Source organism: Rhodopseudomonas rhenobacensis (genome assembly GCF_014203125.1).
GTDB classification, from domain to species: Bacteria; Pseudomonadota; Alphaproteobacteria; order Rhizobiales; family Xanthobacteraceae; genus Rhodopseudomonas_A; species Rhodopseudomonas_A rhenobacensis.
On record NZ_JACHIH010000007.1, the window covers coordinates 38,968 to 65,920 of the forward strand.

21 protein-coding genes are annotated in these 26,953 nt (G+C 64.9%); 10 read left to right on the forward strand and 11 right to left on the reverse strand.

Annotation, left to right across the window (positions count from 1 at the left end):
- Nucleotides 1–2: 2 nt before the first annotated feature.
- Nucleotides 3–770, forward strand: coding sequence for an enoyl-CoA hydratase/isomerase family protein (locus HNR60_RS08110; RefSeq protein ID WP_184256212.1), 768 nt, complete (start codon nucleotides 3–5; stop codon nucleotides 768–770).
- Nucleotides 771–878: 108 nt separating this feature from the next.
- On the opposite strand, the gene HNR60_RS08115 is transcribed toward HNR60_RS08110, so the two are convergent.
- The 3 genes from HNR60_RS08115 to HNR60_RS08125 form a co-directional block, all read right to left on the reverse strand.
- Nucleotides 879–2,270 (reverse strand): nitrogenase component 1, encoded by a 1,392-nt coding sequence (locus HNR60_RS08115; protein ID WP_184256214.1) that lies wholly within the window; start codon nucleotides 2,268–2,270, stop codon nucleotides 879–881.
- Between the two features lie 24 nt (nucleotides 2,271–2,294).
- Entirely contained in the window at nucleotides 2,295–3,824 is a 1,530-nt protein-coding gene (locus HNR60_RS08120; protein WP_184256216.1) for a nitrogenase component 1, read from the reverse strand.
- A gap of 174 nt (nucleotides 3,825–3,998) precedes the next feature.
- On the reverse strand, nucleotides 3,999–5,189 hold the full coding sequence (locus HNR60_RS08125) for a PLP-dependent transferase (RefSeq protein WP_184256218.1): 1,191 nt from the start codon (nucleotides 5,187–5,189) through the stop codon (nucleotides 3,999–4,001).
- Nucleotides 5,190–5,437: 248 nt separating this feature from the next.
- Between HNR60_RS08125 and HNR60_RS08130 the strand changes: the two genes are divergently transcribed.
- On the forward strand, nucleotides 5,438–6,748 hold the full coding sequence (locus tag HNR60_RS08130; RefSeq protein ID WP_184256220.1) for an O-acetylhomoserine aminocarboxypropyltransferase/cysteine synthase family protein: 1,311 nt from the start codon (nucleotides 5,438–5,440) through the stop codon (nucleotides 6,746–6,748).
- Between the two features lie 86 nt (nucleotides 6,749–6,834).
- On the opposite strand, the gene HNR60_RS08135 is transcribed toward HNR60_RS08130, so the two are convergent.
- Genes HNR60_RS08135 through HNR60_RS08145 form a run of 3 tightly spaced genes read right to left on the reverse strand, consistent with a single transcriptional unit; the run spans nucleotide 6,835 to nucleotide 10,337 of the window.
- Nucleotides 6,835–8,052 (reverse strand): 2-hydroxyacyl-CoA dehydratase family protein, encoded by a 1,218-nt coding sequence (locus tag HNR60_RS08135; protein WP_184256222.1) that lies wholly within the window; start codon nucleotides 8,050–8,052, stop codon nucleotides 6,835–6,837.
- Between the two features lie 37 nt (nucleotides 8,053–8,089).
- Nucleotides 8,090–9,301, reverse strand: a complete 1,212-nt coding sequence (locus HNR60_RS08140; protein ID WP_184256224.1) for a 2-hydroxyacyl-CoA dehydratase subunit D — start codon at nucleotides 9,299–9,301, stop codon at nucleotides 8,090–8,092.
- A 16-nt stretch (nucleotides 9,302–9,317) separates the two neighbouring features.
- Nucleotides 9,318–10,337, reverse strand: coding sequence for an acyl-CoA dehydratase activase (locus HNR60_RS08145; RefSeq protein WP_184256226.1), 1,020 nt, complete (start codon nucleotides 10,335–10,337; stop codon nucleotides 9,318–9,320).
- 576 nt (nucleotides 10,338–10,913) lie between these two features.
- On the opposite strand from HNR60_RS08145, the gene HNR60_RS08150 reads away from it, so the two are divergent.
- From HNR60_RS08150 to HNR60_RS08180, 7 genes are all read left to right on the forward strand, one after another.
- Nucleotides 10,914–12,047: an ABC transporter substrate-binding protein gene (locus HNR60_RS08150; protein ID WP_184256228.1), complete on the forward strand. Its 1,134-nt coding sequence runs from the start codon at nucleotides 10,914–10,916 to the stop codon at nucleotides 12,045–12,047.
- Nucleotides 12,048–12,200: 153 nt separating this feature from the next.
- Nucleotides 12,201–13,391 carry a YncE family protein gene (locus HNR60_RS08155; RefSeq protein WP_210313370.1) on the forward strand — a complete coding sequence of 397 codons (1,191 nt, stop codon included), beginning with the start codon at nucleotides 12,201–12,203 and terminating at the stop codon, nucleotides 13,389–13,391.
- A gap of 241 nt (nucleotides 13,392–13,632) precedes the next feature.
- A complete protein-coding gene (locus HNR60_RS08160) occupies nucleotides 13,633–14,625 on the forward strand; it encodes an ABC transporter substrate-binding protein (RefSeq protein WP_347339321.1) in 993 nt (330 codons plus the stop codon).
- Between the two features lie 417 nt (nucleotides 14,626–15,042).
- Complete coding sequence (locus tag HNR60_RS08165; protein WP_184256234.1) at nucleotides 15,043–15,213, forward strand: hypothetical protein; 171 nt, start codon at nucleotides 15,043–15,045, stop codon at nucleotides 15,211–15,213.
- A 581-nt stretch (nucleotides 15,214–15,794) separates the two neighbouring features.
- Nucleotides 15,795–16,538 (forward strand): TonB C-terminal domain-containing protein, encoded by a 744-nt coding sequence (locus tag HNR60_RS08170; protein ID WP_184256236.1) that lies wholly within the window; start codon nucleotides 15,795–15,797, stop codon nucleotides 16,536–16,538.
- Nucleotides 16,539–16,559: 21 nt separating this feature from the next.
- Nucleotides 16,560–17,318 (forward strand): MotA/TolQ/ExbB proton channel family protein, encoded by a 759-nt coding sequence (locus tag HNR60_RS08175; protein WP_347339322.1) that lies wholly within the window; start codon nucleotides 16,560–16,562, stop codon nucleotides 17,316–17,318.
- The gene (locus HNR60_RS08180; protein WP_184256238.1) at nucleotides 17,299–17,769 is read left to right on the forward strand and encodes an ExbD/TolR family protein; all 471 of its coding nucleotides are present in this window, start codon (nucleotides 17,299–17,301) and stop codon (nucleotides 17,767–17,769) included. The genes HNR60_RS08175 and HNR60_RS08180 overlap by 20 nt, the downstream gene beginning before the upstream one ends.
- Before the next feature lie 28 nt (nucleotides 17,770–17,797).
- On the opposite strand, the gene HNR60_RS08185 is transcribed toward HNR60_RS08180, so the two are convergent.
- Genes HNR60_RS08185 through betC form a run of 4 tightly spaced genes read right to left on the reverse strand, consistent with a single transcriptional unit; the run spans nucleotide 17,798 to nucleotide 24,175 of the window.
- Entirely contained in the window at nucleotides 17,798–19,066 is a 1,269-nt protein-coding gene (locus HNR60_RS08185; RefSeq protein WP_184256240.1) for an anaerobic sulfatase maturase, read from the reverse strand.
- A complete protein-coding gene (locus HNR60_RS08190; RefSeq protein WP_184256242.1) occupies nucleotides 19,063–20,286 on the reverse strand; it encodes an MFS transporter in 1,224 nt (407 codons plus the stop codon). The genes HNR60_RS08185 and HNR60_RS08190 overlap by 4 nt, the downstream gene beginning before the upstream one ends.
- A 2-nt stretch (nucleotides 20,287–20,288) precedes the next feature.
- Complete coding sequence (locus HNR60_RS08195; protein WP_210313372.1) at nucleotides 20,289–22,631, reverse strand: TonB-dependent receptor; 2,343 nt, start codon at nucleotides 22,629–22,631, stop codon at nucleotides 20,289–20,291.
- On the reverse strand, nucleotides 22,628–24,175 hold the full coding sequence (gene betC, locus HNR60_RS08200; RefSeq protein ID WP_184256246.1) for a choline-sulfatase: 1,548 nt from the start codon (nucleotides 24,173–24,175) through the stop codon (nucleotides 22,628–22,630). Before betC ends, HNR60_RS08195 begins: the two co-directional genes overlap by 4 nt.
- A gap of 171 nt (nucleotides 24,176–24,346) precedes the next feature.
- Between betC and HNR60_RS08205 the strand changes: the two genes are divergently transcribed.
- Complete coding sequence (locus HNR60_RS08205) at nucleotides 24,347–25,330, forward strand: LysR substrate-binding domain-containing protein (protein WP_184256248.1); 984 nt, start codon at nucleotides 24,347–24,349, stop codon at nucleotides 25,328–25,330.
- A 23-nt stretch (nucleotides 25,331–25,353) separates the two neighbouring features.
- Here the strand turns inward: HNR60_RS08205 and HNR60_RS08210 are convergent, their stop codons facing one another.
- The gene (locus HNR60_RS08210; protein WP_184256250.1) at nucleotides 25,354–26,937 is read right to left on the reverse strand and encodes a rhodanese-like domain-containing protein; all 1,584 of its coding nucleotides are present in this window, start codon (nucleotides 26,935–26,937) and stop codon (nucleotides 25,354–25,356) included.
- Nucleotides 26,938–26,953 lie beyond the last annotated feature (16 nt).

Below are 26,953 nucleotides of genomic sequence, written 5' to 3' on the forward strand. Positions count from 1 at the left end.
CCATGTCGAGCGTGCTGTATCAGTCCCGCGACGGGATCGCCGAAATCACCATCAACCGCCCGGATAAGCACAACGTCATCGACCATTCGGTGGTCGACGGCCTACATGAAGCTTGGCATCGTTTCAACGCCGGCAGCGATCGCGTCGCCATTCTCACCGCCAATGGCGACCGCGCGTTCAGCGCCGGCGCCAACCTCAAGGATATTCCTCACGACTTTTGGCGCGCCGTGCCGGGTGTCGGTGTGCCGGTCGAAAAGCCGATCATCGCCGCGATCGGCGGACTGGTGATCGGCGGCGCCCTGGTGCTGGTGCAGTTCGCCGACCTGGCGATCGCCGCAGACAACACCGTGCTGTCCTATCCCGAGGCCAAGGTCGGCTATAGCGGCGGGCTGATCAGTTCGCTCGCGGCGCGGATTCCGCACAAGGTTGCGATGGAATTGCTGCTGGTCGGCGGCTCGATCGATGCCCACCGCGCCTACGAGATCGGCCTGGTCAACCGCGTCGTGCCGAGCGGCGATCAATTGACGGTCGCCCGGAAGTTCGCCGCCGAGATTGCCGCGAATGCGCCGCTGGTGCTCAAGCTGTTGAAGAATTTCGTCGGCGCGACGCTGCCGAAAGGTCCCTCGGAGGCCGCCGCCATCGCCCGCGCCACCGTGGAGGCGGTCAACACCGCGGACGACTATCGCGAGGGCATCGCCGCGTTTTTCGAAAAGCGCGCCCCGATCTTCAACGGCACCGTCCCATCTCCGTCTGAGGCCAGCACGGTCTAATCCGGGTGAGCATGCCCGCCATGGAGACCGCCACCCTTGATCCGAGCGACGCAGCAGACGCAATGTCACCGGTGTTGGATGCATGGACGCGGGCGGCGCGGTGGCCGCTCAGGCGCTGCGGCTGATTGCGGTGGTGTAGATGCGCTCGATCAGCGTCAGCGCGCCGCGATATCCGGCATAGCCGCGTGACAGCACCACTTCGTAGGACGCCGGGAAGCCGACTTCGAGGATGAACCCGCGCAGTTCCTTGGCGAGATCGCGTTCCCAGGTGGTGCCGAAGATCAGCGGCGGCTTGCGGCCGAAATCGGCGGCGCGGATCGCGGCGTGAACCGCGTAGCTGTCCTCGGCGAAGACCGGCTCGATCGAGACATCGTGGTCGAGCGAGCGGAACGCGGCGCGCACCGCGTCGCGATGTTCGGCGGGCGTATTGTCGGTCACCACCACGCAGGCCGGCATCAGGCCGAGCTGGCGGACCGCGAAGGTGCTGAGGGCCAGCGTGGTCGCGGCATCGCCCACTGCGGCGAAGCGTGCCGGCAGGCCCCAGCGATATTGCGAATAGAACTCCGAGAACGCCTCGATGTAGCCGTAGTAGTCGCGCTCCTCCGCGGCGATGAAAGCCGCCGCCGGCGCTTCGGGCACGCCGGCAAACCCCGCGACTTGGCGTAGGAACTCGCTGGTCTGACGCCCGCCGATCGGCGGCACCGCAATGTGCAGGAACGGCTGGCCGTATTGGCGCTCGAGATGCTGCGCAGTGGCCAGCCCCAGCCAGGGCGACAGCACCAGGTTGAACTGCGCTCGCGGGATCGCGCGCCACTCGGCGACGCCGGCCGAGCCCGGGCCGAACAGCACGTTGACGCGCAGACCGATGCCTTCGAGGAGGCGTTTCAGCTCGACCAGATCGCCACGCCAGAACGGATCCTGATAGGGGATTGGCGACCACAGATTGACCAGGCCCGCCTCGCGTGGTCCGTCGTAGGGGCCGGCGAACTGATCGATGATGGCGCGCGTCACCACCTCATGGCCGAAATAATTGTTGCCACGGAATCCGCCGGTGCCGGCATGCACCACCGGCGCGCCGCGCGCCTGGAACTCGCGCACCACCGCCGGCACGTCGTCGCCGATCAGATCGGGAATGCAGCCGGTGAGCACCACGAACAGGTCCGCTTCCATCAGATCGAGCGTATGGGTGATCAGCTCGCGCAGCCGGTCCTCGCCGCCGAAGATCACCTCGCGCTGGGTGGCATTGGTGCTGGGGGCGACGCCGAGGCCGCCCCAGCCGCCGCCCTGATAGGCATTGTTGAACGCGAGCGCGCCGCATTGCTTATCCGCGCATCCCGGACCGCAATGGGTGATCGCAATGGCGCGCGGGATCGATGCCACCGTCTGCATTGCTCCGAGCGCGCAAGCGTAGCGGACCTGCTCGATCGGGCCTTCTTCCGCAATGTCGGGAACCAGCGGTGCCGCGCCGGAGTTGCGCGTCTTCAGTGGCGTGATGGCCATGACTGTCCTATTCAGATGACTGTCCTATTCGGCGGCCTGCGTGGCAGCCGCCTGGCGGGCCAGCAGATAGGGATCGGTTTGCTCCAGCCACCACTGCTTGTAGGGCAGGCTGGTGTGGCCGGCGAGATCCTGATGGAATTTGCGCTGCGCCAGCGCATCGACGATTTCGTCGCCGAGGTCGATCATGCCCTGGTAGCCGATCGCGGTGGAGGCGTCGCCGAGCGCGATCGCCGGCACGCCGAGCCGGGAGGCGAGGCCGGCGAGGCCACCATGGCGGATGATGATGAAATCCGGATCGGAGCGCTTCAGCAGATTGTAGAACTGGTAAGGCTGGCGGTTGGAGATGCTGAAATGCTCGACGTCGCCATAGGTGTCGATCATGTGGCCGAGCGAATCCTGGCGCGCGTCGTGACTGTCGTAGACCGGGTCGTGGTGGAACACCAACGACCCTGGCACCTCGATGCCGAGTTCGCGCAACACGCCGATCACGCCGTGAGCGTAGGCGGCACCCATCGCCACATAGCCGCGCACGCCTTTCAGACGTTCGCGCAGCCGCTCGATCTGCGGGCGGACGCGGGCGTGCTCGCGGGCGATGTAGGCCTCGGCCAATTCCTCGCGGCCGGTCGCCGCCCCGAGCGCGCGCAGCCAGGCGTCGGTGCCGTCGAAGCCATAGGGCTGCGGCGCCTTGATCTCCTGCACGCCGTATTGCTGCTCCAGCGCCGCGCCGAGATAGCCGCCGACCGAGTAGCAAAAGGTCGCTGACGCCACCGCCTCGGAGGCCCGGGCTATCTCTTCGACCGAGGCGACGGTGAGGATGTTGTTGGCTTCGAGGCCCAATTCGGCGAGCATCGGCGTGAACACGTCGCTGCCCCACAGCACGATGATGTTGACGAGGTTATCCCGCCGCGGGCCGGGCTCGGGCTTGACGACGTGGCGCAGCACGCCGTGCTGGAGCGCGTCGAAGCCGGAGCTCCAATGCTTGGACTTGAAGCCCTCGCAATACATCGCGACCACCGGCAGGCCGAGCTCCTCCTCGCAGTCGCGCACCACGCTCTCGACGTCGTCGCCGATGATGCCGGTGGCACAGGAGGTGGCGACGAACACGGCCTTCGGTTGGTGGCGTTGCGCTGCGGCGCGGATGGTGGCGCGCAGCTTCTCGGCGCCGCCGTAGACCATGTCGCGCTCCAGCAGATTGGTCGAGAGGCCGGTGACGTTCCGCGGGGCGAGCCCGCGCCGCAACAGGCCGTTGCGGAAGAAGGCGTTGCTGTTGATATGGCCGGCGGCGCAGCCGATCGGCGAGTGCTGCACCAGCACCGCATCGCGGACATTGCTGGCTTGGCTTTCGGCGATCTGCTCGCTGCAGGTCGAGCCCTGAGTGAAAGGCGACTCCAACTCGCAGATGCGCTGACCCTTGCCGCCGCAACCGGGGCCGCAGCCGCCGCGCGAAAATGCCGACTCAGTGGCGAGCCGCGACGCCGGTCCGTCCCATGCGGTGATGGTACCAAGGCGTTGTTCACGAATTTCGGCAGAGGGGCTGCGAAGATTGATGGCCATGACGGTGTTGCTACCTGTCCATGCGCGGGACTATCAATAACGATGCGGGGCAAGAAAACACGTGGTGTTGCGCTACGCAAGCATGAACAGCGCAGAGCAAACGGAATTGGAATGTTGTAGCTTGGCTCAGCGGTTTTGAGAGAAATAAGTTATCGCCGCAGCACCGGCTTGCGCTTAGGCTTCGGCGAGCGCCGCTTGCAGTACGCCGATAATGTCGCGGGGATTCTCCAGGCCGATCGAAAGCAGCACGTGGTTCGCCGCGGTCGACGGCGCGATGACGGCGCTGCGAACCCCGCCATAGGTTGCCGCGCTTTCGAACAGCCAAAGGGCTTTCTTGAAGCGTGTGGTCGCTTGCGTATCGGCGAGATCGAAGCCGATCAGCGCAGCGCCGCTAGCGAGCCCCGAGACCTTCGGATGTCCAGCCAGATAGGCCGCGACCTGTTGCGCATTGGCGTTGTGGCGCCGCAGCCGCAACGGCAATGTTTCGATACCCTGGATCAGATGGAACACCGCTAGCGGATTGATCGCGGCACCCAGATCCCGCAGCAGATGCGCCCGGGTGCGCGCGACGAACGGGCTGGCCTTCCACTTCTTCACCAATTCGGTCCAGACCACGCCGTGATAGGAACTGTCCGGCTCCACCAGCGTCGGCAAGCGCGCCGCGTGAGCCTCCCATGAAAATCCACCGCCATCGACGATAAGGCCGCCGTCGGTGGTGCCGTGGCCGCCGAGATATTCCGCCGCGGAATAGACCACCACCGCAGCCCGGAGCTCGAACGGCCGGCACGACAGCGGCAAGGCGGTGTTATCGACGATCAGCGGCACGCCGAGCTGATTGGCGGTGTCGGCAACGCTTTCGATCGGGAACGGACGCAGCTCCGGCACGCTCAGGCTTTCGACAAAATACGCGCGGGTGCGCGCGTCCGTCAGCCGGACGAACGAGCCAACATCGTCCGCACAGGCGAGCCGAACCTCGATGCCGAGCTGATGCAGCGTGATCGGCAGCCCCGCATGGCGACCCTTGGCGATATCAGCCGAAACCACGACATTGTCGCCGGCGCGCGCCAGATTGAGCAACGCATAGAGCGAGGCGGCCTTGCCAGTTGCCAGCGCCAGCGCGCCCACTCCGCCCTCGAGCGCCGCGATCCGCCGCTCGAGAAATTCGCGGGTCGGATTGACGGTGCGCGTATAGGTGTAGCCGAGTTCTTCCAGGCCGAAAATGCGCCGGGCGTGTTCAGTGTTTTGGAACTGATACGAGGTCGTGAGGTAGATCGGCGGCACCACCGCGCCGGTCACCGGATCAGCCCGGAACGAGCCGCCATGCACGGCGATGGTCTCGAACTTCGCAGCCTGTTGCGTGGTCATGAGGATAGTCTCCACGGCGTGATGGCGCGACAATACGGTTCGCACCGCGTGCCGCGCCGCAATCGCTAGCAGCCTCGATGCAGCCGACGCGACGCCGATCAATGAGTCCGGTCGTGAACCGCTGGTAACTTGATGTAGTCCGTTACGGGGAAGCGGAATAGCGGTCGTGCGTAAATCCGGCTTGTTGAGTAGGGTTGTAGAGAATACGATCATGAAATGATGTCAAGTAACTCGGCTTGAAAGCAGATATGCATACGCCCCGTCCGACCCACGAAGAGATTTCTTTCCCGATCGCGCTTCACCCCGATACGTTTGCTCTTCATGGCGCCCTAAACGGCGGCGTTGGGGCGGTGCCGATTCATCAGCGTGTTGACGGTGGCGATGCTGATCGCGCCACGCTTCCGCGCTTTGGCATCGATGCGCTGGATGCGCTGTATCCGTCGGTGAGCAATCCGACGCAGCACGCATTCGAGGAACGGCTGGCGGCCTTCGAAGGCGGCGCCGCGGCTCTTGCGGTCGCCTCCGGGCAGGCGGCTTCGGCGTTTTCGGTGCTGAACCTGGCGCGGGCCGGCGATAATTTCGTCACCTCCACCGGCCTCTATGGGGGCACGTGGATCTTGTTCGACAACACCTTGCGGGAGTTGGGCATCGAGGCCCGGTTCGTCGATCCGACCGATCCGGAGAATTTCCGCCGCGCTACCGACGCCCGCACCCGGCTTTATTATGCCGAGACGCTGCCGAATCCCAAGCTCGAGGTGTTTCCGATCCGCGAGGTCGCCGAGATCGGGCGATCTTTGGGGGTCCCGCTGGTGATGGATAACACCTCGGTGCCTTTGACCGTGCGCCCATTCGAGCACGGTGCGGCGATTGTGATGTATTCGACGACGAAGTACATCGGTGGCCACGGCACCACACTCGGCGGTGCCATCATCGACGGTGGCAATTTCCCCTGGGAGCGGCAAGCCGGGCGCTTTCCCCAGCTCACAGAACCGGACGATGCGTATCCCGGTGTGGTCTGGACCGACGTCGCAAGGCCGTTCGGTCCGATCGCTTTCGTGTTGCGGGCGCGGATGAAGTTGCTCGCCGACTTCGGTGCGGCGATCACTCCGATCGCGGCCTTCCACCTGCTTCAGGGTCTGGAGACGTTGCCGATCCGGATGGAGCAGCACAACGCTAACGCCATCGCGGTGGCCGATTATCTGAAAGACCATCCGAAGGTTGCCAGGGTTCATTTCCCGGGGCTGCAGAGCGGCGAGCTGCGCCGCCGGGCCGATGCCTGTATGCGGGGTGGCTACGGCGCGCTGATCGGCTTCGAACTCAAGGGTGGCATCGCGGCTGGCCAGCGCTTCATCGAGGCACTGAAGCTATTTTATCACGTCGCCAACATCGGCGATGCGCGATCGCTTGCGATTCAGCCGGCCGCCACTACGCATTCGCAGCTCAGCGAAGCGGACCAGCTGGCGGCAGGCGTCACACCCAGCTTCGTCCGCTTGTCTATCGGGATCGAACACCAGGACGACATCATCGCCGATCTGGCGCAGGCTCTCGCTGGCGTCTGAGGTCTAACCTCGTCGATCGCCGGTGGCGCAGATCTCGGACGAGCGGTGGTCGTGACCACAGCGCGCCGGGCGGGGCGGGGCGGCGGCTACGATAACATCTCGATAAAGGCCTTGACGCGCATCACCTGCTCTTCGGTCGGCGGTTCGCGGTGGACGTCGGTTTCCAACGTGATGATCGGGATGTCGGCGCGGTTGAAGTGATCGCGTTCGAGCTGCTGCATCAGGCTGGCATAGGGGCAGCCGGTGATCGACGACGAGATCACGCCGCGGGCGCCGGTCTTGCGCACCTCCTCCTCGACAAGATGGCGGCGATAGGCCACCGACGCGCCGACCGCCTCGCCGAGGTCGCCGCGGCTCTGGGCGTCGAGCACGTAATGCGCCAGCGCTTGCAGCGGCGGCAGATCCTCGCGGTAGGTGTCGGCGCCGTGATAGACCCAGCCGACGATCGCGCCGTTGGATTCCTCGATCGCGTTGAAGATCTGAATGTTGCCGACTGAACCCGCCAGCACCACCGGAATGTAGTCCGGCGCCTCCGGCTCGTCGTCGAGCTCTTCCAGTTCGGCGATCAAAGTATCGAGCACGGTGCCGAAAGCGTCGAGATCGCCGAAGCCGTGCATCGCCCCCATGAAGATCTGCTTGGTGTGAATCCCCGGGATGTCGAGCGGGTGGCGGGCCCGCAATTCCAGCACCCGGGCGACCTTGTGCAGCACCGCGTTCTTGCGCCGGATCTCGAGCGCGACGCGGTCCTCATCGGCCGGCTTGCCGGTGAGCCAGTGCGACAGCCGCTGCAATTCCTCGACCAGGAAGGCGATATCGGCGTCGTGCTTCGCCGTTGAACGGAACGCGGTGACGGTGTCCAGCGTGAAGATGTCGTAGCCGTCCTGCTTGGCCAGTTCGAGCACCGAATGGATCGGCTCGCAGCCGGAGCCGAAATGCAGGATGCGCTTGATCTTGTGGTCGCGGTCGATGTGCAGGCGACCGAGCATGGCCTTGATCATCGAACAGAATTCCGACGGGACCTGGAAGTGATCCTCGGCGATCGCCTCAGATTCCCGACTCTCCTCGGACCATAATTGATCGTAGCTGACCGGAATGGTGTCGCAGGCATAGGTGAGTGGCGATTCCCAGCTCCAGCCACCCCAGATCACCGATCGGCCGGCATCGGCGGCGCCCAAAATCGAACGGAATGAATAGCTCTGCGCCATTGCGTCGAGCGCCTGCAATCCCTTCGACCACGACGGCAGACGCGGGCGGCGGCGGAGCAGGGTGGGCGCGTCGCGTTCGAGTGAAGCCGTGTGGGTCATGGAACAGGTTCCTTGCGATGCGCCGTTGCGGCAGGTCTCAATGGGCGGGTGCTGCGAGGTCGACGTCGTGGCGCCGTTCATTCAGAATCTCGATGAAGGCTTCGACCCGCGTCTTGATCTGGCCGTGATCGCTCTGCGAGTAATCGCTGGAGAGTTCGAGCACCGGGATGCCCTGATCCTGGAAATGGTTGACGAAGGCCTGGCGGGTGATGCCGTAGCAGGCGCAGAATTTGAGGTAGACGTAGAGGATGCCGTCGACGGCGTAATCCTGCGCGAGGCAGGTCGGAAAGCTGAGGCTGTCTTCCAGCGGCTTCATCCGCGCGCAGGGCGCCTGGTCGAGATAGCCGTTGGCGAGTGCCGCGAACGGATCGCCGCTCTCCGACAATTCATGGACGAACGGGCGCAACCCCGCGCAATGATCCTCGGCGACCACGCGGGCGCCGATCTCCTGTTCGATCAGGCTCACCAGCCGGCGGTCGCCGTCGGCCATGATGCTGCCGGTGATCATCAGCCGCACCGGCCGCGCGCCGTCGTCGGGGGTGCGGCTAAGCCTGTCGTAGAGCGGTTGATAGAGTGTGATCAGTCGCTCCGGCGGCAGATAGAAATAGCCGCGCACCAGTTCGAGGAAGTCGAGCCCGGTCAGCGGCGGATTGCCGCGTTGCCGGAGCTCGGAGAGCTTTTTCAGCAGCCGACGCGCCTGGTTGAACAGCACGATCTGGGCGTGGATGTCGTCATCGTTGATCGGACGACCAGCGAGCGCCGCGGCATCGTCGCGAAACCGCAGAATCTCTTCGCGAAAGTAGCGCCGCGAGGCAGCTTCATTGCGCATCCGCGGCAGGTTGAACAGCGTGGTGGGGACAAACTGCTCGATCACCTCGGAGGCGCGTTTCATCGAAGCGCAGGTGTGGAAATTGTACAGCTTATCGACCGCCAGATAGAACGGATCGCCGCCATTGCGATCGAACGCGCCGATGCAGCTTTTGCTGAAATCGCAGAACACGCTTTGGGTATAGTGCTCGCCTTGCGACACGATCTGCGCATCGCCGGCCTTGAACAGCCGGGCGTGGCGCAGCCCTGCGGCGTTGAGCAGCTCCGGCGGGGTGTAGGCGCAGAAATAGCCGGCGCGCTTGATCTCGTCCTGGCGGTCGATGAAGTCGCGCTGCTCGGCCTCGATCAGGGCGCGGATCGGCAGGATGTCCGCCGACAGCGACGCCTCGCCGGGACGATCGGGGTGTGCAATGTCCAGCATGATGGTCTCTCCGATCTCAGTCGTCGGCCTGCGCCGCAGCCCGCACGGCATGGGCGGGTTTCGCTACGCGCTCCGGCAGCCGGATGCCGGCCGGCAGGTCGTGGCGATGGTGCAAAGGATGATCCGCGGCGGCGTGGGTGGGGTGCGCGTGACCGTTGGCCGCTCCATGAGCGGCAGGCTTCGCGCTGGCGAGGCGCCCGGCCTGCACCGCGGCGCCGAGTGCGCCGGCATAGATCATGTCGATCGGGGTGGCGGCGAACGGCCTTCCGATCAAATCTTCCATCGCCTTGCGCATCCCGACATTGTTGGCGACGCCGCCGGTGAACACCAGGTCGGGCTCGGTGCCGACCCGGCCGAGCAGGGTCTTGACCCGGCGCGCCGAGGCGTAATGGATTCCCGCGGCGATATTGGCGCGCGCCGAGCCGTCGCCGTGGCGCTCGCCGCGGGCGCGCAGCGAGATCATTTCCGATTCGGCGAATACCACGCACTGGCTGGAGATCTGCGCCGGTGCGGTCGCCGCCAGCGCCACCGGGCCGAGTTCGTCGAGCCCGAGCCCGAGCAGCACCGCGGCCTTTTCCAGAAACCGCCCGGTGCCGGCGGCGCATTTGTCGTTCATGACGAACTGCACCACTTTGCCGGTCGCCGGATCGATCTTGATCGCCTTGGAATCCTGGCCGCCAATGTCGATGATGGTCCGGGTCCGCGGATTGAGCGCGTGGGCGCCGAGCGCGTGACAGGTGATCTCGGTAACGACCTGATAGGGGATGTCGTCATAGGCCAGCGAAATTCGCCCATAGCCGGTGCCGACCACGAACTTCACGTCTTGGCGCGCGAGGCCGGTCTGCCGCAGCAGCCGCGCCAATAGCTCGTCGGCCGTCTCCTGCATGTACAGACCGGTAGCAACGAAGGTGGTGTGGATCTCATCCGTGGTCAGCAGGACGGCTTTCGAGCCGCGAGAGCCGATGTCGAGGCCGACGACGGGGCGGTCCGGCGCAAAACGCCAGGGCAAATCCACTGCGATGTCGCTGATCTTCAAGCGCGCTTCCTCATCGGCTGCCGGTGGCGTCGCCGTGACCGAATGTTGAGCGCCCGAGAATTGCGAGCGCAACGGCCTGATGGGATCCGGACGCGGATCACACCAGCCACGCAATTTGATCGAGACCGCGCTGTCGAGGCAATTTCCAATTTCAGCCGGTTCGCAGGCCAAATTTAGTGTCGAGCATGCGGATTCGAGTATTGGGTTTCAACGCGCGTCCGCTGATCGGCATATCACTATCATGATGCCGTCGTGGTCAGTTGTTGGTCTTCGCGTAACAAGAGGGCTTGTTTGATTGTCGAAGCCAATGGACGAGATCGTGTTACCAGAGCAAACAGAACAGCCGCCGACTAACTCGATAGACCAGAGTGCTATCAACGACGTGAGATGACGAACAATATAGATCACGTCACGTAAATAACAGAAGATCAGTTCATTGACTTCGGTCTATAGCGAGCTACCATTTGAGAGAGGAAGCGGCCGATGAGGAAGCAACCGATGAAACTCAGCGGCGCGTCGCGGCGAAGCTAGCTTCGGGTCGGCCGCACGACGATCAGGTCGGCTTGGAATATCGCTATGACGCCATCAGATGGTTCGAAAGGTCACGGTCGCGGCGCGTCCGAAAAGCGTGAACGGTCGTTGTCGCGTCGCCGCCTGCTCGGCTTCGCCGGCGTATTCGGTGCCGCTGTTCCATTTGGGGGGCTGAAAAGCGCGAACGCGGTTTCCCTTGTTGTCAGGCCCACGGCGTTCGATCCGTTTCGGTATGCGCCGGTTTGCCGGGTCTCCGACACCACGGCCCTGGACGGCCCGCCTCGCCAGATCCGGTTTGCCTATAACGGCACCGGAGTCTGCACGGCCGCGGTGCCGGTAGCGCAGCATCGCGGCTACTTCACGAAGCACAATCTGGAGGTGGAGTTTGTCAAGCTCGCCGGTTCGACCGACCAGATGCTGCAGGCGCTCGCCACCGACAAAGCCGACGTCGGCGCCAGCATGCTGCTGAACTGGCTGAAGCCACTGGAGCAGGGCATCGACGTCAAGTTGACCACGGGGCTGCACGGTGGCTGCACCCGGCTGTTCGCCGGCAAGAATTCCGGCTTCACCGATATCAGCAAGCTGAAAGGGCAGACGATCGGCGTTTCCAGCATCTCCGGCAGCCCGCGCAATTTCTTCGCGAGCCTGTTGGCGCAAAGCGACGTCAATCCGGAAACCGAGGTGCAGTGGCGTGAGTTTCCTGCCGACCTGCTGCCGGTCGCCCTGCAGCGCGGTGAGATCCAGGCGATCGCCGATTCCGATCCGACAGCGTGGCTGACACTCAAGCGGAGCAACGGCGAGTTAGTCGAGATTTCGTCCAATCTGGTGGGAGACTACGCGACGCTGTCGTGCTGCACGCTCGGCGTCCGCACCGCGCTGTGGAACCAAGATCCGGCGGTGGTCGCGGCGCTGACCCATGCCATTCGCGACGCGGCGGCCCACGTCGCGAGCCAGCCCGAGGATGCGGCGGAGGTGTTCTCGCAATATGCGCCGAAGGTGCCGGTGGCCGATCTCGCCGCGATGTTGCGTAGCCACACTCACGGTCACCACCCGATCGGCGATACGTTGCGGAAGGAAGTGATCAAGATCACCAGCGATCTGAAGCGGGCATCTATCATCAAACCTGGCACCGATCCGGTGAAACTCGCCAATCGCGTAGTCGTCGACGTCGCCGGTTGATTGCCTGCTGGCGTGGCCGCGTTGCGGCCTTCGCAAGCCGTACGGTGGATCTCCAAGGCGCCCGGTTGTCGTTGTGCGGCGCGTTTGCCAGGCGCGGTCGCAACCAAGGCGACGAGGCATGAAAGCCCGCGTGGATGGGCAAGGGATCGGCGGGTGCGGATGAAGGTTGCAGGCGGACGCCATGGCATACCAACTCTCCTCACTCTGCTGACTACTCTGCTGAGGGCGGCCGTTGTGCGCCTGAATGCGATCGTGGGCTGCGGTGTGATCGGCTTGGTGCCGATCGCGCAAGCCGGACCGGCGACCGGCTATATCGAGCGCTACGTGTTCGTGCCATCCGCCGTCTCCCCGATCGTCACTTTGATCGACACCGACACGGATCAAATCTCCGGGACGTTGCAGCTCGAATACGTGCCGGGTCAGGTCGAGGTCAGTCGTGAATTGACCAAACTGATCGCTACCGAAGGCCGCTCCGCGATGACGGTGCTCGGTGTGTTCGGCGGGCCTCCGAACCAGATTGCGCTGCCCAACGCCGCGCAGCGGCTCGTACTGGGAGCCCGCGGACGCGTGGTCGCAGCGATTGATCCGACGGCTGGCGCGATTGCATTGGTGGATCTCGTCAGCGAACGGGTGACGGCTTCGATCACCGGCCTGCCGCCGTTACGGGACGTGATTTTCGGCAATGACGACAGTACGATCTATGTTGTGGCCAAGGGCGGAGGCGGGATCGGCGTGATCGATGCGGTGACCGGTCGGCAGCTTCGGCAGATTGTCGCGGGGGCACCGCCTGGGACGGATATTGGTACGCTGACGCGGTTGCCGGGCGACCGCCGCCTGTTGTTGCAGCCGCAGGGTGGTGGCTCGATCGATGTTCTTGATCTTGGGCTCGAACGGACGATCGACCGGATCGACGTCACGGTGGGGGCTGGCCCGGCGGTGCCGTCAGGCACCGGCACAGTCTTGATGATACCCGATGGATTGCGGCAGACGCTTGTTGTTCGGAGCGAGCATTTCCCCGCGCCTGTGACGTTGCGCGGCGCGGCTGGCGTCACCGGGACCTACAGTGCCTGGCTCGACAGTGTGGGGTTCGTCGCCAGCGCGGCGCGGCGGCAACTGTTGGTCTATGATCTCGACCGGCCGGCTCTGGCGAAGGAAATTACGTTGCCCGGCGTGCCGGTGCGCGGCGCGGTGACGGTCGACAGCCGAAAGCTCTATCTGCCGTTGTCGGATCCGCCGAAGCTGCTGGTCGTCGATGGGAAGACCCAACAGGTGGTCGCGACCATCGATCTGCCGAGCCAACCGCTCGTCGCGATCGTGGCCGGCGGCTGGGGGGTGTGCCACTGACAAAGTCGTCCGGAGCCGAGCGCCCTCGAATTGCTGGTTACGACACGACGCATCGTGGCGCGGTGATGCGGCACGCATGGAAGCTTCGATGAAGGCGAGTGCGGTGCTGTCTGAATCTCCGAATCTCCGCAGATTCGAAAACAACTACCATCGCGTCTGTGCTTAGCTCCGATCATCGCGGCCCACGATACAGCCGGAAGGGCGACATATGACTGATCGAAATGCTGATGCAAGGCAACGCGTGAGCCGATCGGAGGTCTCGCGCCGCGCGGTGTTGCGGGCAACAGCCGGCGCGGCGCTGGCAGCTCCGTTTGGCTTGGTGCGGCCGGCGCGCGCGCAGGATGCCAAGGTCTTGAAGCTTGCCTGGATGCCGATTGCGCTCTGCCATATTGGGGTCCCCGTCGCGTTGCACCGTGGATTCTTCGATAAGTACAATCTCAAGGTCGAGACCATCAATTGGGCCGGATCGACCGACCTGCTGTTGCAATCGTTGTCCTCCGGCAATGCGGACTTCGCCATCGGCATGGCGCTGCGCTGGATCAAGCCGTTGGAGACCGGTTTCGACGTCAAGTTGACGGGCGCCACCCATGGCGGCTGCATGAACATCCTAGCGCCCGCGGGGTCCGGATTGACCAATCTGCAAACGCTGCGCGGCAAGCGGATCGGGGTCGGCGATATCGCCGGCGTCGATCGCAATTTCTTCGCCATTGCGCTGGCGAAGCGCGGTGTCGACCCGGTCAAGGAAGTCGAATGGCGGCAGTTTCCGCCGGACCTGCTCGGCGTGGCGATCGAGAAGGGCGATGTCGATGCGGTCAGCACCAGCGACCCGCTCGCCTTCAAGCTAAAGCGTACGCATCATCTGGTCGAGGTATTCAGCAATGTAGTTGAAGAATACGCCGATCGCGCCTGCTGCGTGGTCGGCGTACGCGGCAGCCTCTATCGCGACGACCGGCCCACCGCCGTTGCCGCGACCAAGGCGTTGATCGAAGCGACGCAATGGGCGCAGGACAACCCTGACGAGGCGGCGGTGGCCTACGCGCCTTATGCCCCGAAGGAAAATCCGGCGGATCTCGGCCGCATGTTGCGGTCGTTGACCAACAACCGGCATCCGACCGGTGAGGAGTTCAAAAACGAGATCATCACCTACGCCGAAGAGCTGAAAGTGGTCGAGGTGATGAAACGCACGACGGACACGAAAAAATTCGCCGACCGCGTGGTCGTCAACATCGATTGAGTTCGCCTTCGCCGCAACGACGCGTGGAGCCATCGCGGGTGGCGCCGACCACGCCGGTCGATAAGCGCCGCAGCCATGTGGTCGGGTGGGCGTTTCGGCTCCACATCGACTAGCTTGCCACGCGCGTGACGGCTGCTTCGCGCGCAGGTTTGAAGGCGCTCCCGCAAGCGCGGAGCGGTTGGAGGTCGCATAGATGAAGCATCGTTTGCTCTCTGCGCGCGACAAGGCTGGGAAGTCGGCATCCACAATCAGCAACCTCAACACCATCTCTGCCGTCTACGAGTGGCTGATCCACGAAAAGACCGTGGACATTTGCCAATCCGATCGCCTCGCTTCGGAAGCGCGGCCGTTGGCCAGTAGATTCGGATCGAGGCCAAGTTTGAGCCGAAATGTTCGTTCACGGTCTCGAGTTGGACGTTGATCGCCGAAGGGGTGGAGACGGAAGTCCAGCGGTGCTTCCTTGTTTCGGAGCGGATCGACCAGTTGCAGGGCTATCTGAACGGCCAGCCGCTGCCGATCGAGCATTGGGCGGCGGCGGTCGGCCTGCCTGACGTCACCGGAGTGCCGGCGCGAGCCGCGTGGGTCTGACCTTCGCCGCGGTGCCTCTGAGTGACAGCCGCATTTTGCTGCGGGTCACTCTCCGACGAAAACCACCGCTGCCGCAAGAGCGGCTTTGGAGAGCAGCGACGGCTGCTCCGGGCTAGATGTTGCCTGTGGAGATCGTCGCTCTTGGTGCAAAACGGTCGTCGTTGATAGACAGCGTAGATAATCATTGCGGCACGACTAAGCACGACCTCTGCGTCGCCGATGCGGAGTCATGCCGAGGTATTGGCTCGTCTTATGGTCCGTATAAGTCAATGAAAGACTTGATGTATTTGACTTGGCGAGGGAGTAAATATACTATTCGAAGATGATAGCAGCGATTACCAACTGGTCCGTCGCGAATCCGGACCCAAGTCGCCGGGGCCCCTGATGGCAGTTGTTCTTTGCGACCGATACCGCGACCGGGCTTCGTTCCGGGAGGCTTGCTACTGCGAGGCTTGCGACGGCGAGAGTGATGTTACGACCGCGTGGGCAATCAGGCGGCGCTTCGATCGAAGACGTCGTGCAACACGACGAACGCCCGGCGGTCGCCGCCGCGTCATTTGTCGCGATGGGTTGGTCCGGCTATGAACCAAGCGATGCGGTCACCCGCGGCCGAGGCGCTGGTGCCGCCACCGCCAGAATTTCGCGCCATTACTGAGACGTTGTTCGACACAGCGCCGTCGCGTCAACCGTATTCGCTCATTGCGCTGGGCGTGAGCCTGTATGTTCTCACGCTGCTGGCGCTCCTGGCCGTCGATTTCAGCGCGCCGCCGATGACGCTCGAAGCCCCGATGGAGATGATCTACGACGAGCCGCCGCAGCCCGAGCAGCAAGCCGAGCCGGCGCAACCGGAGCAACCGCCGGAGCCTGCAGCGGCCAAACCGGAGAAGCTGCCGGAACCGGTTGTGGAGCAGGCCGCTCCGGAAAAGCCGCCGGAGGTCAAGCCCGAACCGCCCAAGCCGGAACCGAAGCGGGTCGAGCCCCGACCGAACAAGCCGAAACCGCAGCCGGCGCAACACGCAGCCCAGCATACCGAGGGGGCGGTGCCCTCGGATTATGCCAACGCGATCTATCAGAGGATCAACAGGGTCGCGGGCGGCAGCTTGCCGCGTGGCGCGCTGGCGTCGGGGCAGTCGATCCGTATCAGCTATGTGATCGTGATCGGCGCCTCCGGCGAGCTGCACTCCAAATCGGTCTCGGCCTCGGGCAACGCGGCGCTCGATCAGGCCGTTTCGCAGGTGCTGGCACGCTCAGCGCCATTTCCGGCGCCGCCCAATCTGGGGGCGCGCTCATACAGGATATCGGGCGCCATCGTCTATCGCCCGTAATCGCTTCGACGCCAACATCTCGTGAAAGGGAACGGCATGGCTGAATCTGCTATTTCTTCCGGGGGCACCGCGGGTGCCATCCACATTGCGACGCCGCTGGAATTGTTCGTCCAGGCCGACACCATCGTCAAACTGGTGATCGTCATCCTGATCCTGGCGTCGGCCTGGAGCTGGGGAATCATTGTGGCCAAGTCGGTTCGCTTGGGCGCGCTCGATCGCACCGCCGAGCGTCTGCTGAAGAGTTTGACGAAGGGCGTGTCGACTTCGGAGTTGTCGGAGGAATTTCTGAAGGTCAAAGCCGACGATCCGCTGCGCATCGTGTATCAGGCCATGGTCGACGAAAACGCCAGCTCCGCGGAGTTGCGCCGCAACGTCGGCCAGCAGGAAAGCCTGCTGGAGCGCGTCCACCGGGTCGCGCAGCTCGCCAGCGGTAACGCGCTCGACGGCTTGCGAACCGGCCTGCAGGGGCTGGCGACGATCGGCTCGATTGCGCCGTTTGTCGGGCTGTTCGGCACCGTCTGGGGGATCATGAACAGCTTTCAGGGCATCGCCGCCAGCAACAACACCAGCCTTGCCGTCGTCGCCCCCGGCATCGCGGAAAGCCTGTTCGCGACCGCGCTGGGTCTTGCCGCGGCGATTCCCGCCGTGGTGTTCTACAATCGCATCGGCGGCGCGATCGGCAAATACAGCAAGCGACTGACGACGTTCATCGGCATTTACGAGGTCGAGTTGTCCCGCCAACTCGCGAAGGGAGAGGCACATGGCCGCCGGGCTGCGTAAACACGACGACGATTACGACGACCAGCCGATCAGCGATATCAATGTGACGCCGCTGGTCGACGTCATGCTGGTGCTGCTGATCGTGTTCATGGTGGCGGCGCCGCTGATGGCCGCCGGTGTTCCGGTCGATCTGCCGAAAACCCAGGCCAAATCACTCAACGACCAGAAGCCGCCGCTCGCGGTGAGCGTCGACGGCGCCAGCAAATACTACATCGGATCGAGCGAGGTTGCGGCCGATCAGCTGCTGCCGACGCTGCTGAACTACGCCGAAAACGAACTCGACCGGCGCATTCACGTCCGCGCCGACAAGAACCTGCCGTATCGCGCGGTGCTGGAAGTGATGGGGCAGATCAATGCCGCGGGGTTCACCAAGGTGGCGCTGGTTTCGGAGGCGGCCCAAGGCGCCAACACGACCAATGGTCTTGCGTCACCCGAGGTGCGGCACAATTAGCCGAGGTTTTGCGCGGTGCGCGACGCGATCAGCGGCCGATGGCAAGTCCCCAGCCGGCGCCGCTGAAATTTTCGCTGCGGGCGCCGTGGCAGCGCTTAAATTTCAAGCCGCTACCGCAGGGGCAGGGCGCGTTGACGCCGACCTTGGCGCCCGCCGGCGGCGGTTGCAGCAGCGTCGCGAGGCGCCGCATCGGCGCCTCGACGTGTCGGAAGAACGCTCCGTATCCCTCGCAGAGATAGTTCAGCGGCGCACCGCCTTCGGGTGCGGTGACGAAGCGGTTCTTCGGACACTCGCCCTGACAGGCGGCGCGCACGTCGCAGGCCCGGCACTTCGGCGGCAGCGCGTCCCGCTTGTCGAGGCCGAACCCCGCTAAGTCGGCGCTCGCGGCGAGATCCGCCAAGGGCGTCACCAGCAGATTGCCGAGGCGATGTTGGGCGTCGACAAAATGGTCGCACATGAAGACGTCGCCGCCATGCTCCAGCACCAGAGCGTGGCCGCAGGTGGCGGCGAAGGTGCAGACGGGCGAGGGCGCGCCAATTTGCGCGGCTAACGCGGCCTCGAAGATCTGCACCGAGACCCGGCCGACGTCGCGCCTTAACCATTCGTCGAAGATCGCGATCAGGAAATGCCCCCAGGCGATCGGCGCGACCGACCGGCTGCTGACGTCGCCGAATGCCGTCCGTTCGACAACCGGGATGAACTGGAGAAAACGCGCGCCGGCTTCGTCGCGCAGGAAGCGATAGACCTCGAGCGGCCGCTCCTGGTTGGCCGCATTGACGGTCGCCAGAACGTTGAACTCGACGCGATGCCGCGCCAGCAACGCGATGCCGCGCATCACCTTGCTGAATGTGCCGTGCCCGGCCTTGTCGCGGCGATAGCGGTCGTGGCAGTTTGCCGGTCCGTCGAGGCTGATGCCGACTAGAAACTCCTCGTCGCGCAAGAACGCACACCAGGCGTCGTCGAGCAGCACGCCGTTGGTCTGCAGACTGTTGTGCACCACCTGATGCGGTCGGCGAAACCGCCGCTGCAGGGCCAGCGCGCGGCGATAGAAGCCGAGCCCCGCCAGCGTCGGTTCGCCGCCCTGCCAGAGGAACACCGCCTTCGGCCCGGCCTGCGCCAGATATTGCCGCGTATAGGCCTCCAGCACGTCGTCGGACATCCGGAACGAACTGCCGGGGTAGAGCTCGGTCTTGCTACGGAAGAAGCAGTATTCGCAGGCGAGGTTGCAGGAGGCACCGGTCGGCTTGGCCATCAGTTGAACGCCGGCGCGCCGCGCCGGATCGGCCCCCCGGCTCATGCGGGGACCCGGCGCGCCCTCGCGGCGCGATCGAGCGGCAGTCCGACGGCGAGAAACAGCGCCGCGGCGGCCGCGCAGCACGCAAGGCCGAGCCAGCCGATCGCCGAATAATTGCCGGCATCGCCCGCGGCGCCGGCCAGCACGGATCCTGCGGCCTGCGACAAGAGCCAGGTGGCGGTGCATAGCGTCGGCAGCCGCCCGATCGGATCGAGCGCGCAGGCCGCGCCGATCAGAGCCGGATAGGCCAGGAACCACAGCACGTAGTTGGCGACGAAAGCGATCGAAAAGGCCTGCGCGTCGGGCGGGGCGGCCTGAACCAAGCAGGCGACGCCGCTCGCCAGCAGGAACAGCAGCGCGGGAAGTGTTCGGCCGAGCCGCGCGCCGAGCAGGCCGCCGCCGATGCAGGCGGCAAAGCCCAACAGATTGCTGAGACTGGTCAGATAGCCGAATTGCGCCCGACCGATCCCCGCCGCCAGGCCGATACGCTCGGTAAACGGCCAGATCGCCAGCGAGCCGAAAGTGAACAGCGCCGTCGCAGCCAGCATCGGCAGCGCATGGCGCAGTTTCGGCCAGGGCCGCCGGTGCGGCGCGCACCGCGGCGCCGGGCTGCTATCCGGCGCACCAGACGGCTGCAGCATCATGAACGGGATCAACACCAGCACGAAGGCGCCCAGCGCCAGAAACATCGCAGGCCTGCCGCCGAACCCGCCGGCGCTGGGCAGCGCGACGCCCATGGCCGCAAACAGCGCGGTCTGCATCGCCATCGCAAAGGAGATCGCCTGGTCCGGGGAGGCGGTGCGGGCGGCGAAGACATTCACCGCGGTGTTGAGCAGGCCGAACCCTGTGCCGGTCGCGACCCGCAGCAACACCAGCACGGCGTAGCTGTCGACCACGGCGGATAGCAGCTGGCCGATCGCGGCGAGCAGCGCCGCGCCGCCGGCCAAAGCGGGCAGCGACAGCCGGCCGGCGCGGGGCGCCAGCACGAACATCGCGGCCGCATAGGCGAGCATCTCGGTCATGCTCCAGATGCCCATTCGGGTGGCGGAGAAGTGCAGATCCTCGATCAGGCCGCCGACCACGAACGGCCCCAGCGAATTCATGCTGTGCGCCGCCGCGTCGACCGCGCCGATCGCCAGCCAGTCGCGCGGCCGGATCCGGATAGCCGGCCGCAACGCCGATTCCGAGCGGAGACCGGCAGAGGGCTGCGCCGCTTCGGTCATGCTCAGAACTTCTGCGTCAGTTCGAGCCCGAAGGCGCGGCGCTGGCCGGGATATTGCGTGATGCTGCGGTTGAAGAACATCCCGAACGCGTTGGTGTTGTAGGCCCGGTCGGTGACGTTATGCACCCAGGCGGCAAGCTCGGTCTTCTGGTCCTCGGTCCGGTAGGCGAGCCGGAAATTGCCGAGCAGCAGATCGCCCTGCGAGAACGAGTTGTGGATCAGCGCCTGCGCCTCGGGCGTCGCCAAAAATGCCGCCGCCGTCACGTTGGTGGCATCGGACCAGGCCTGGAAGCGATAACGGCTGGTGTAGCGCCATTCGGTATTCAGATCGAAGGAGCCGAACGACACCGGGACGTGAAGGGTCGCCCCGAGGTTGGCCGAAATCTTCGGCGCGCGTTCGAACGGCTGGCCGGAGAGGTCGATCGGGTTGCCCTGGTTGATCGGATAGGGACCGCTGGCATTGGTGAAACTGACATAATGCGCGTTCTGATAGGTCGCGCCGAAGGTCGCCGTCAGGTTCTCGACCGGCCGGACCTTGCCTTCGAATTCGAAACCGTCCGACACCGCGCTGGCGGCGTTGGTCGTCGTGGTGCCAGTGTTCTGCAGGATCGTCACCTGCATGTTCTGGTAATTGTAGTGGAACGCGCTGACGTTGAGCTGCAGCCGGCCGTTCCACAGCAGCGTCTTGATGCCGGCTTCGTAGTCGGTGAGGATCTCAGGATCGAACAGCGCAAAGTCAGACGCGGTGGCGACGTAGGTGTTGTAGTTGCCGGTGCGGAAGCCGCGGGCGTAGCGCAAATACACCGAGTCGTCCGGTGTGACCTTGTACCTCAGCGTCAGGTCCTCACTGTCGTGGACGCCGCTGGTCGACAGCGCAGGACCAGCGATCGGCAGGCCGGTCGACGGATTGATGTAAGTCGCGGTCGCGGTGTTGATGTAGGTGAGGTTGCGGTTGCTGGGGTCCATCGGCGAGGCGGTATTGGTGATGTACGACCAGGCTTCGCCGTTGGCGCTGCGTTTTTCGTCGGTGAGGCGGCCGCCGGCGGTGAGCGTGAGGCGGTCGGTCAGATCCACCGCCAGCGAGGAGAACACCGCCAGATCCCGGGTGTTGATGTTGAAATTATAGGCGTTGCCGTCGACTCCGAAATTCACCGGGCTGTACAGCGGCTGCTGGCTGTAGGAATTGGTCTCGTTGTTCAGGTAATACAGCCCGCCGATGAAACGGACCGGATTGGTGTCCGGCGAGGCGAAGCGGATCTCGTTGCTGATGACGTTGGAGCGCCCGCCGATGTTCTCTTCGTAATTCAGCGGCGCCGGGGACGCGTCGTCGTCGGAGAAGATGTTGAACTTGCTCGACTCGTAGGCGAAGATATTGGTCAGCTTCCAGTCGCTCTGCAGATGATAGTTCGTGGTCAGCGAGATCCCCGAGCGTCGATTGGACGATTCGCCGCTGCCGTTGTTGGCGAGAATGTTGCTGCCGGGGGGCTGCGCGTAGCCCTGGGCATCGAGGCCGCCCGGCAGCAGACCGACATGTCGCAACGGCACGTCGGTCCGGTTATTGCCGGTGTGCACTTTCAGTAGCACGTTGAGGTCGTCGGTCGGCAGGAACTCGAGTTGCCCGCGCATGTCCCAATAGCGCTGTCCGCCGACCGACTTGTTGCGGAAGAAATCGTGATACTGGCCGCCATAGCCCTGATCGGTGAAGGAGAACCGTCCTAGCACCTTGTCTTCGACCAGCGGGCCGCTGATCCCGGCTTCCTCGCCGAGGCGTGAGCGATCGCCGACCGTGGTCTTCGAGTAGGCCTCGAATTTCGGGGTGGGGCGGTTGTTGTAGTAATTGATCGTGCCGGCTGTGGTGTTCTTGCCTTGCAGCGTTCCCTGCGGTCCGCGCAACACTTCGACATGGTTGAGGTCGTAGATCGGCACGCCCTGCGCCGAGCCGGCATCGAGGAAGACGTCGTCTTCGGACACGCCGACGGCGGGAATCATGTTGGCGGAAAAGTCGTTGGTGCCGATGCCGCGGATTCGATAGCGCGGATTGGTCGAGCCGGACGTGGTCTCCGCCTGCAATCCGGGAATCGCCTGCGAAAGCGTCAGCGAGTCATGCACGGCATTGTTGGTCAAAGCCTCGGCGGTGGCGGCCGTAATCGAGATCGGCGCGTCCTGGGCCTTTTCCTCGCGCTTCTCGGCGTGCACGACGACATCCGGGATGGTGAGATCCGCCGGCGCCGTGGCTGCGGGCGCGGCGGACGCCGGCGTCGGGCGGTCCTCGGCGAGGGCGGCGGTGATCGGAAGCGCGAGCGGCAGCATCACCAGCAGCGCGCGGCGGGGCGGCGTCTTTGTCATTGTCTGTCGTCCTGGTGGGCTGAGCATGGCCGGACCTTGTCCGCGGAACAAAGGCTGCTCGGCAGGCGGCTGTCGGCCTCAAGCCGTTCGATGGGTTTGTGCGGGCGGATGTAGGCGGTGGCGGCGACCCCAGGGGGCTCGTAGTCCCAGGGCGTGGTGCGTCCGCGTCGAAGCGCGTCCGCCACCAAGGATCGGCGACATTGGCTTGCCAGCACGTCGGCGGTGATCGTCTGCAGGGCCCAGCGCCGGTGAGCCTCGGCGCGGAACGCCGCGGCTTCGGGCGCCGCTGCGGCGAGGTTGTCGAGTTCATCCGGGTCGGCGTCCAGATCGTAGAGCTGGTCGGGATCGCCGGGCGAATGGACGAACTTCCAGCGTCCGCGCCGGATCATGACGATCGGCGCGACGGCGCCCTCGGCGCAGTATTCGGCGAACACCTCGTCATGACCCCCGCGGCCCTCGAGATGCGGCTGCAGGCTGCGGCCGTCGGTCTCCGCGGGCCGGGCGGCACCGCCCAGCGCGCACAGCGTCGGCAGCAGATCGACCAGCGACACTGCCTTGTCGACGACATGCGGTTGGAAGCGGCCCGGCGCGTGGACGACGAGCGGGATTCGGCAGGCGCCCTCGAAGAACGACATCTTGTACCATAGCCCGCGCTCGCCCAGCATTTCGCCGTGATCGCTGAGGAACACGGTAATGGTGTTGTCGGCGAAGCCGGATTCATCGAGCGTCTTGTGCAGCAGGCCGATCTGGTCGTCGACGAAGGAGATCGCGCCGTAATAGGCGTGGCGAGCGGCCCTGACCTGGTTCTCGGTGACCGGCTCGGCGTCGATGCCGCAGATATGCCGCAGCCGTGCCGTGTGCGGGTCCGGGGCGCACTGGCGAGCAACCCGCGGCAGGTCGATCTCGGAGTCTTTGTAGCGGTCCCAGTAGGCCTGTCCGATGTTGAACGGATCATGCGGGTGAGCGAGCGACACCACCATGCAGAACGGTTGATCGTCGCCGAAGCGGGCGAGATCGAACAGCTTGCGGCGCGCTGCAAACACGACTTCTTCGTCGTAATCGATCTGGTTGCTCCGCGCGCACGGTCCGGCCGAAAGCACCGAGTCCATTGAGTGATACCAGTCCGGCCGATGTTCCGGACGGGTCCAGTCGGGAGTCCAGGTGAAATCGGCCGGGTAGATGTCGGTGGTGAGCCGCTCCTCGAAGCCGTGCAACTGGTCGGGACCGACGAAGTGCATCTTGCCGGAGATGATCGTGCGATAGCCGGCGCGGCGCAGATGGTGACCGATCGTCGGCAGCTCCGCGCGCAGTTCGCAGGCATTGTCATAAGCGCCGATGGCGGTTGGCAACCGCCCGGTGAGCAGCGAAGCACGGGAGGGACCGCACAGCGGGCTGTTGCTATAGGCGCGATTGAATCGCACGCCGTTCGCCGCGATCCGGTCGAGATGCGGCGTGCGGACGACGCGGTTGCCGTAGGCCGGCAGCGCGCTCGCGGTGAGCTGGTCGGCAATGACGATAAGTAAGTTCGGCAAAGACGGCGGCATGCGGTTGTTTTCTTCTGATTAGCAGGCGCTACGCGGTAAAGCCTTTCTTATGTGGCGTCGCCGGCAGCTTTTGGATCGCGGTGAGTTGGTGCACAATTGCTATCGAACTAATCAACTATTAAACAAGTCTGTGAAGATGCCATCCTCTAATGGACGATATGAGCCCGATTAATGTCAGACGCTTCGTTCCGACCGCTGCTCATCGCGCTCGCCAGTTTCGAAGCGGCGGGGCGACTTGGTAGTTTCAGCGCGGCAGCGGATGAGTTGCGGCTGACACAGCCGGCTGTCAGCCAGCAGATGTCAGGACTGGAAGCTGAGCTTGGCGTTTCACTGTTCCGGCGATTACATCGCGGGGTGACCCTGACGCAGGCCGGCCAGACGCTGTACGATGCGGCTGCGAAGGCGCTGGATCTGATCGATGTCGCGGCCTCGGCGATCCGGCGCGACCCGGCGCGCCGACGGCTCGTGGTGTTCACCGATTTCGCGTTCGCGGCATTGTGGCTGATGCCCAGGCTGCCGGCGCTGGAGGATCATCTTCCAGGCGTCGAAGTCCGCATCCTCACGGCACAGAGCGTCGTTGATCTGCGTGGCGAGGACGTCGACGTCGCGATTTTGTTCGGCGATGGCCGGGGGCGGTTCTTTCCGTCCGGTTGGGAAACCAGCCTGTTGTTTGGCGAAGAGGTGACGCCGATCGGCAGTCCGATGCTGCTGAAGGACGCGAAGCCGCCGGTGGCTCCGGATCAGATCGCACAGATGCGGCGACTGCATCTGCAGGGCGGCCGCGACTGCTGGTTCACCTGGGCGGATTGGATGAAGGCCCATGGGGTGGTGGAAAATCCCGGCGCGCCGCCGCAGGCTCAGGATCTGAGTTTCGGCAACTATCCACTGATCCTGCAAGCGGTGATGCAAGGGCAGGGCATTGCGCTCGGCTGGAGCCCGCTGGTGGATGATGGACTGCGGGCGGGATGGCTGGTGCGGTTGACCGAACAAAGCCTGACCAGCGATCGCGGCTATGTCATCGCGGTGCCGACGCTACGCAATCCCGTCGGGCGGCGATTCCGGGACTGGGTGTTTGCCGAACGTGACCGAGGCGAGATGGCGATGAACGGCCGATCTTGCGCAGAGCCTGAGGGGGTTTTCCAGCCGCGCGGCTGAGCTTGGGCGTTGCTGTTGGGTCCTCACAGCACCCGGAAACCGTGGGTGCCGTCGCGGTCGAGTTGCGCGATCAGGCCGAACTCCCAGTCGAGATAGGCCTGCATCGCCGCACTCGCATTGTCGGTGCCCTCATAGGGCCGCTTGTAGACATCGTCGACCGGCTCGATGCTGCGGGTGATGCCGCGCTCGACCGGCAAGCCCGCCGCCTGCCAGGCCGCGGTGCCGCCGGCCAGCACCGCGATCGGCCGGTCGGTCAGCGCGGCGAGGTCGGCTGCGGCGTAGCGCGCGAGGTCGCCGTCGTCCGACGTCAGCACCAGCCGTTGGCCCGCCGGCAGGCGTCGCAGCGCTTCGGCGAGTCGCGCGCGAATCACGAACCACGCGCCGGGGACATGCCCTGCCGCGTGGCGCCGGCTGGTGGCGAGATCGATCACCACGCTCTGGTCCAGCTCCGCCGCAAGCGTCTGCGGCGCAATCGCCGCGATTGCGATCGCCGGGAACGGCGGCTGGCGCGGCGGCCGCGCGCCAGTCTCCAGTTCGGCGCCGGCGAGGCCGTTCTGCAGCACGTGGACGTCGCGCCATCCCATCTGGATCAGCCAGGAGGCGGCCAGCGTCGCCCGCACCCCGTCATCATCGGCGAGCACCAGGCGGCCGTGGCGGACGCCGATCCATTCGTCGGTGGCCTGCACCAATTGCCCGCCGGGCGCCGAGCGGAAGCCCGGCAGATGGCCTTCGTCGAATTCCTCCGGGGTGCGCACGTCGAGCAGATACAGCGAGACGCCGGCCAGGTCGCGCTGCCAGGATTCCAACGTGGCGCGATCGACGAAGGGAACGCCGACGCGCTCGGCGAGCGACCGCGCGCGCTTCTGCGCGGTTGCGCGCGCCTCGGCCGACAATTCCGGGAAGCGCCGCTCGGCGCCGTGGTCGAGTTGAAGTCCTGCGAGGGTCCAACCGATGGTGCCGTTGCGCAGCGCGAACACCTTGTTGGGAATGCCGGCATTGATCAGCGACTGCGTGCCGATGATCGAGCGGGTCCGTCCGGCGCAGTTGACGATGACGGTGGTGTCCGGCCGCGGCGCCAGATCCTGCAGCCGCAACACCAGTTCGCCACCCGGCACGCTGGTGCCGGTCGGAATCGACATGGTGCGATATTCCTCGAAGCGGCGGGAATCCAGCACCACGATGTCGGCATGATCCGCGATCAGTCGCTCGATCTCGGCGGCGGCGAGCGAAGGCGTGTGCCGCTTTGCCTCAACCAATTCGCCGAACGCCTTGCTCGGCACGTTGACGTCGATGAACACTTCGCCGCCGGCGCGCCGCCAACCCTCAAGACCGCCGTCGAGTTCAGCGACATCGCTGTAGCCGAGTGCGATCAGCCGCGCCGCGGCGCGTGCGACCAGGCCTTCGCCATCGTCATAGAGCACGATCGGCGCATCCAGCCGCGGCGCCAGATCCAGCACGTTCAATTCGAGCCGGCTGAGCGGCAGCGACACCGCGAATAACGGATGGCCGCGCGAATAGGGCGCTTCCTCGCGGACGTCGAACAGCGCGATCTCGCGGCCTTCGATCAGGGCGGCGCGGACCTCCGCGACAGTGGCGGTGCGGGTCATGATGGATCTCTCTGAA

What these genes read in the sequence shown, in the direction of transcription:
- HNR60_RS08135 (WP_184256222.1), bottom strand. Translation starts at nt 8,052, where the DNA reads ATGACCCACACGGCTTCACTCGAACGCGACGCGCCCACCCTGCTCCGC.
- HNR60_RS08140 (WP_184256224.1), bottom strand. Translation starts at nt 9,301, where the DNA reads ATGCTGGACATTGCACACCCCGATCGTCCCGGCGAGGCGTCGCTGTCG.
- HNR60_RS08150 (WP_184256228.1), top strand. Translation starts at nt 10,914, where the DNA reads ATGACGCCATCAGATGGTTCGAAAGGTCACGGTCGCGGCGCGTCCGAA.
- HNR60_RS08110 (WP_184256212.1), top strand. Translation starts at nt 3, where the DNA reads ATGTCGAGCGTGCTGTATCAGTCCCGCGACGGGATCGCCGAAATCACC.
- betC (WP_184256246.1), bottom strand. Translation starts at nt 24,175, where the DNA reads ATGCCGCCGTCTTTGCCGAACTTACTTATCGTCATTGCCGACCAGCTC.
- HNR60_RS08185 (WP_184256240.1), bottom strand. Translation starts at nt 19,066, where the DNA reads ATGAGCCGGGGGGCCGATCCGGCGCGGCGCGCCGGCGTTCAACTGATG.
- HNR60_RS08115 (WP_184256214.1), bottom strand. Translation starts at nt 2,270, where the DNA reads ATGGCCATCACGCCACTGAAGACGCGCAACTCCGGCGCGGCACCGCTG.
- HNR60_RS08210 (WP_184256250.1), bottom strand. Translation starts at nt 26,937, where the DNA reads ATGACCCGCACCGCCACTGTCGCGGAGGTCCGCGCCGCCCTGATCGAA.
- HNR60_RS08125 (WP_184256218.1), bottom strand. Translation starts at nt 5,189, where the DNA reads ATGACCACGCAACAGGCTGCGAAGTTCGAGACCATCGCCGTGCATGGC.
- HNR60_RS08120 (WP_184256216.1), bottom strand. Translation starts at nt 3,824, where the DNA reads ATGGCCATCAATCTTCGCAGCCCCTCTGCCGAAATTCGTGAACAACGC.
- HNR60_RS08205 (WP_184256248.1), top strand. Translation starts at nt 24,347, where the DNA reads ATGTCAGACGCTTCGTTCCGACCGCTGCTCATCGCGCTCGCCAGTTTC.
- HNR60_RS08195 (WP_210313372.1), bottom strand. Translation starts at nt 22,631, where the DNA reads ATGACAAAGACGCCGCCCCGCCGCGCGCTGCTGGTGATGCTGCCGCTC.
- HNR60_RS08190 (WP_184256242.1), bottom strand. Translation starts at nt 20,286, where the DNA reads ATGACCGAAGCGGCGCAGCCCTCTGCCGGTCTCCGCTCGGAATCGGCG.
- HNR60_RS08180 (WP_184256238.1), top strand. Translation starts at nt 17,299, where the DNA reads ATGGCCGCCGGGCTGCGTAAACACGACGACGATTACGACGACCAGCCG.
- HNR60_RS08170 (WP_184256236.1), top strand. Translation starts at nt 15,795, where the DNA reads ATGAACCAAGCGATGCGGTCACCCGCGGCCGAGGCGCTGGTGCCGCCA.
- HNR60_RS08130 (WP_184256220.1), top strand. Translation starts at nt 5,438, where the DNA reads ATGCATACGCCCCGTCCGACCCACGAAGAGATTTCTTTCCCGATCGCG.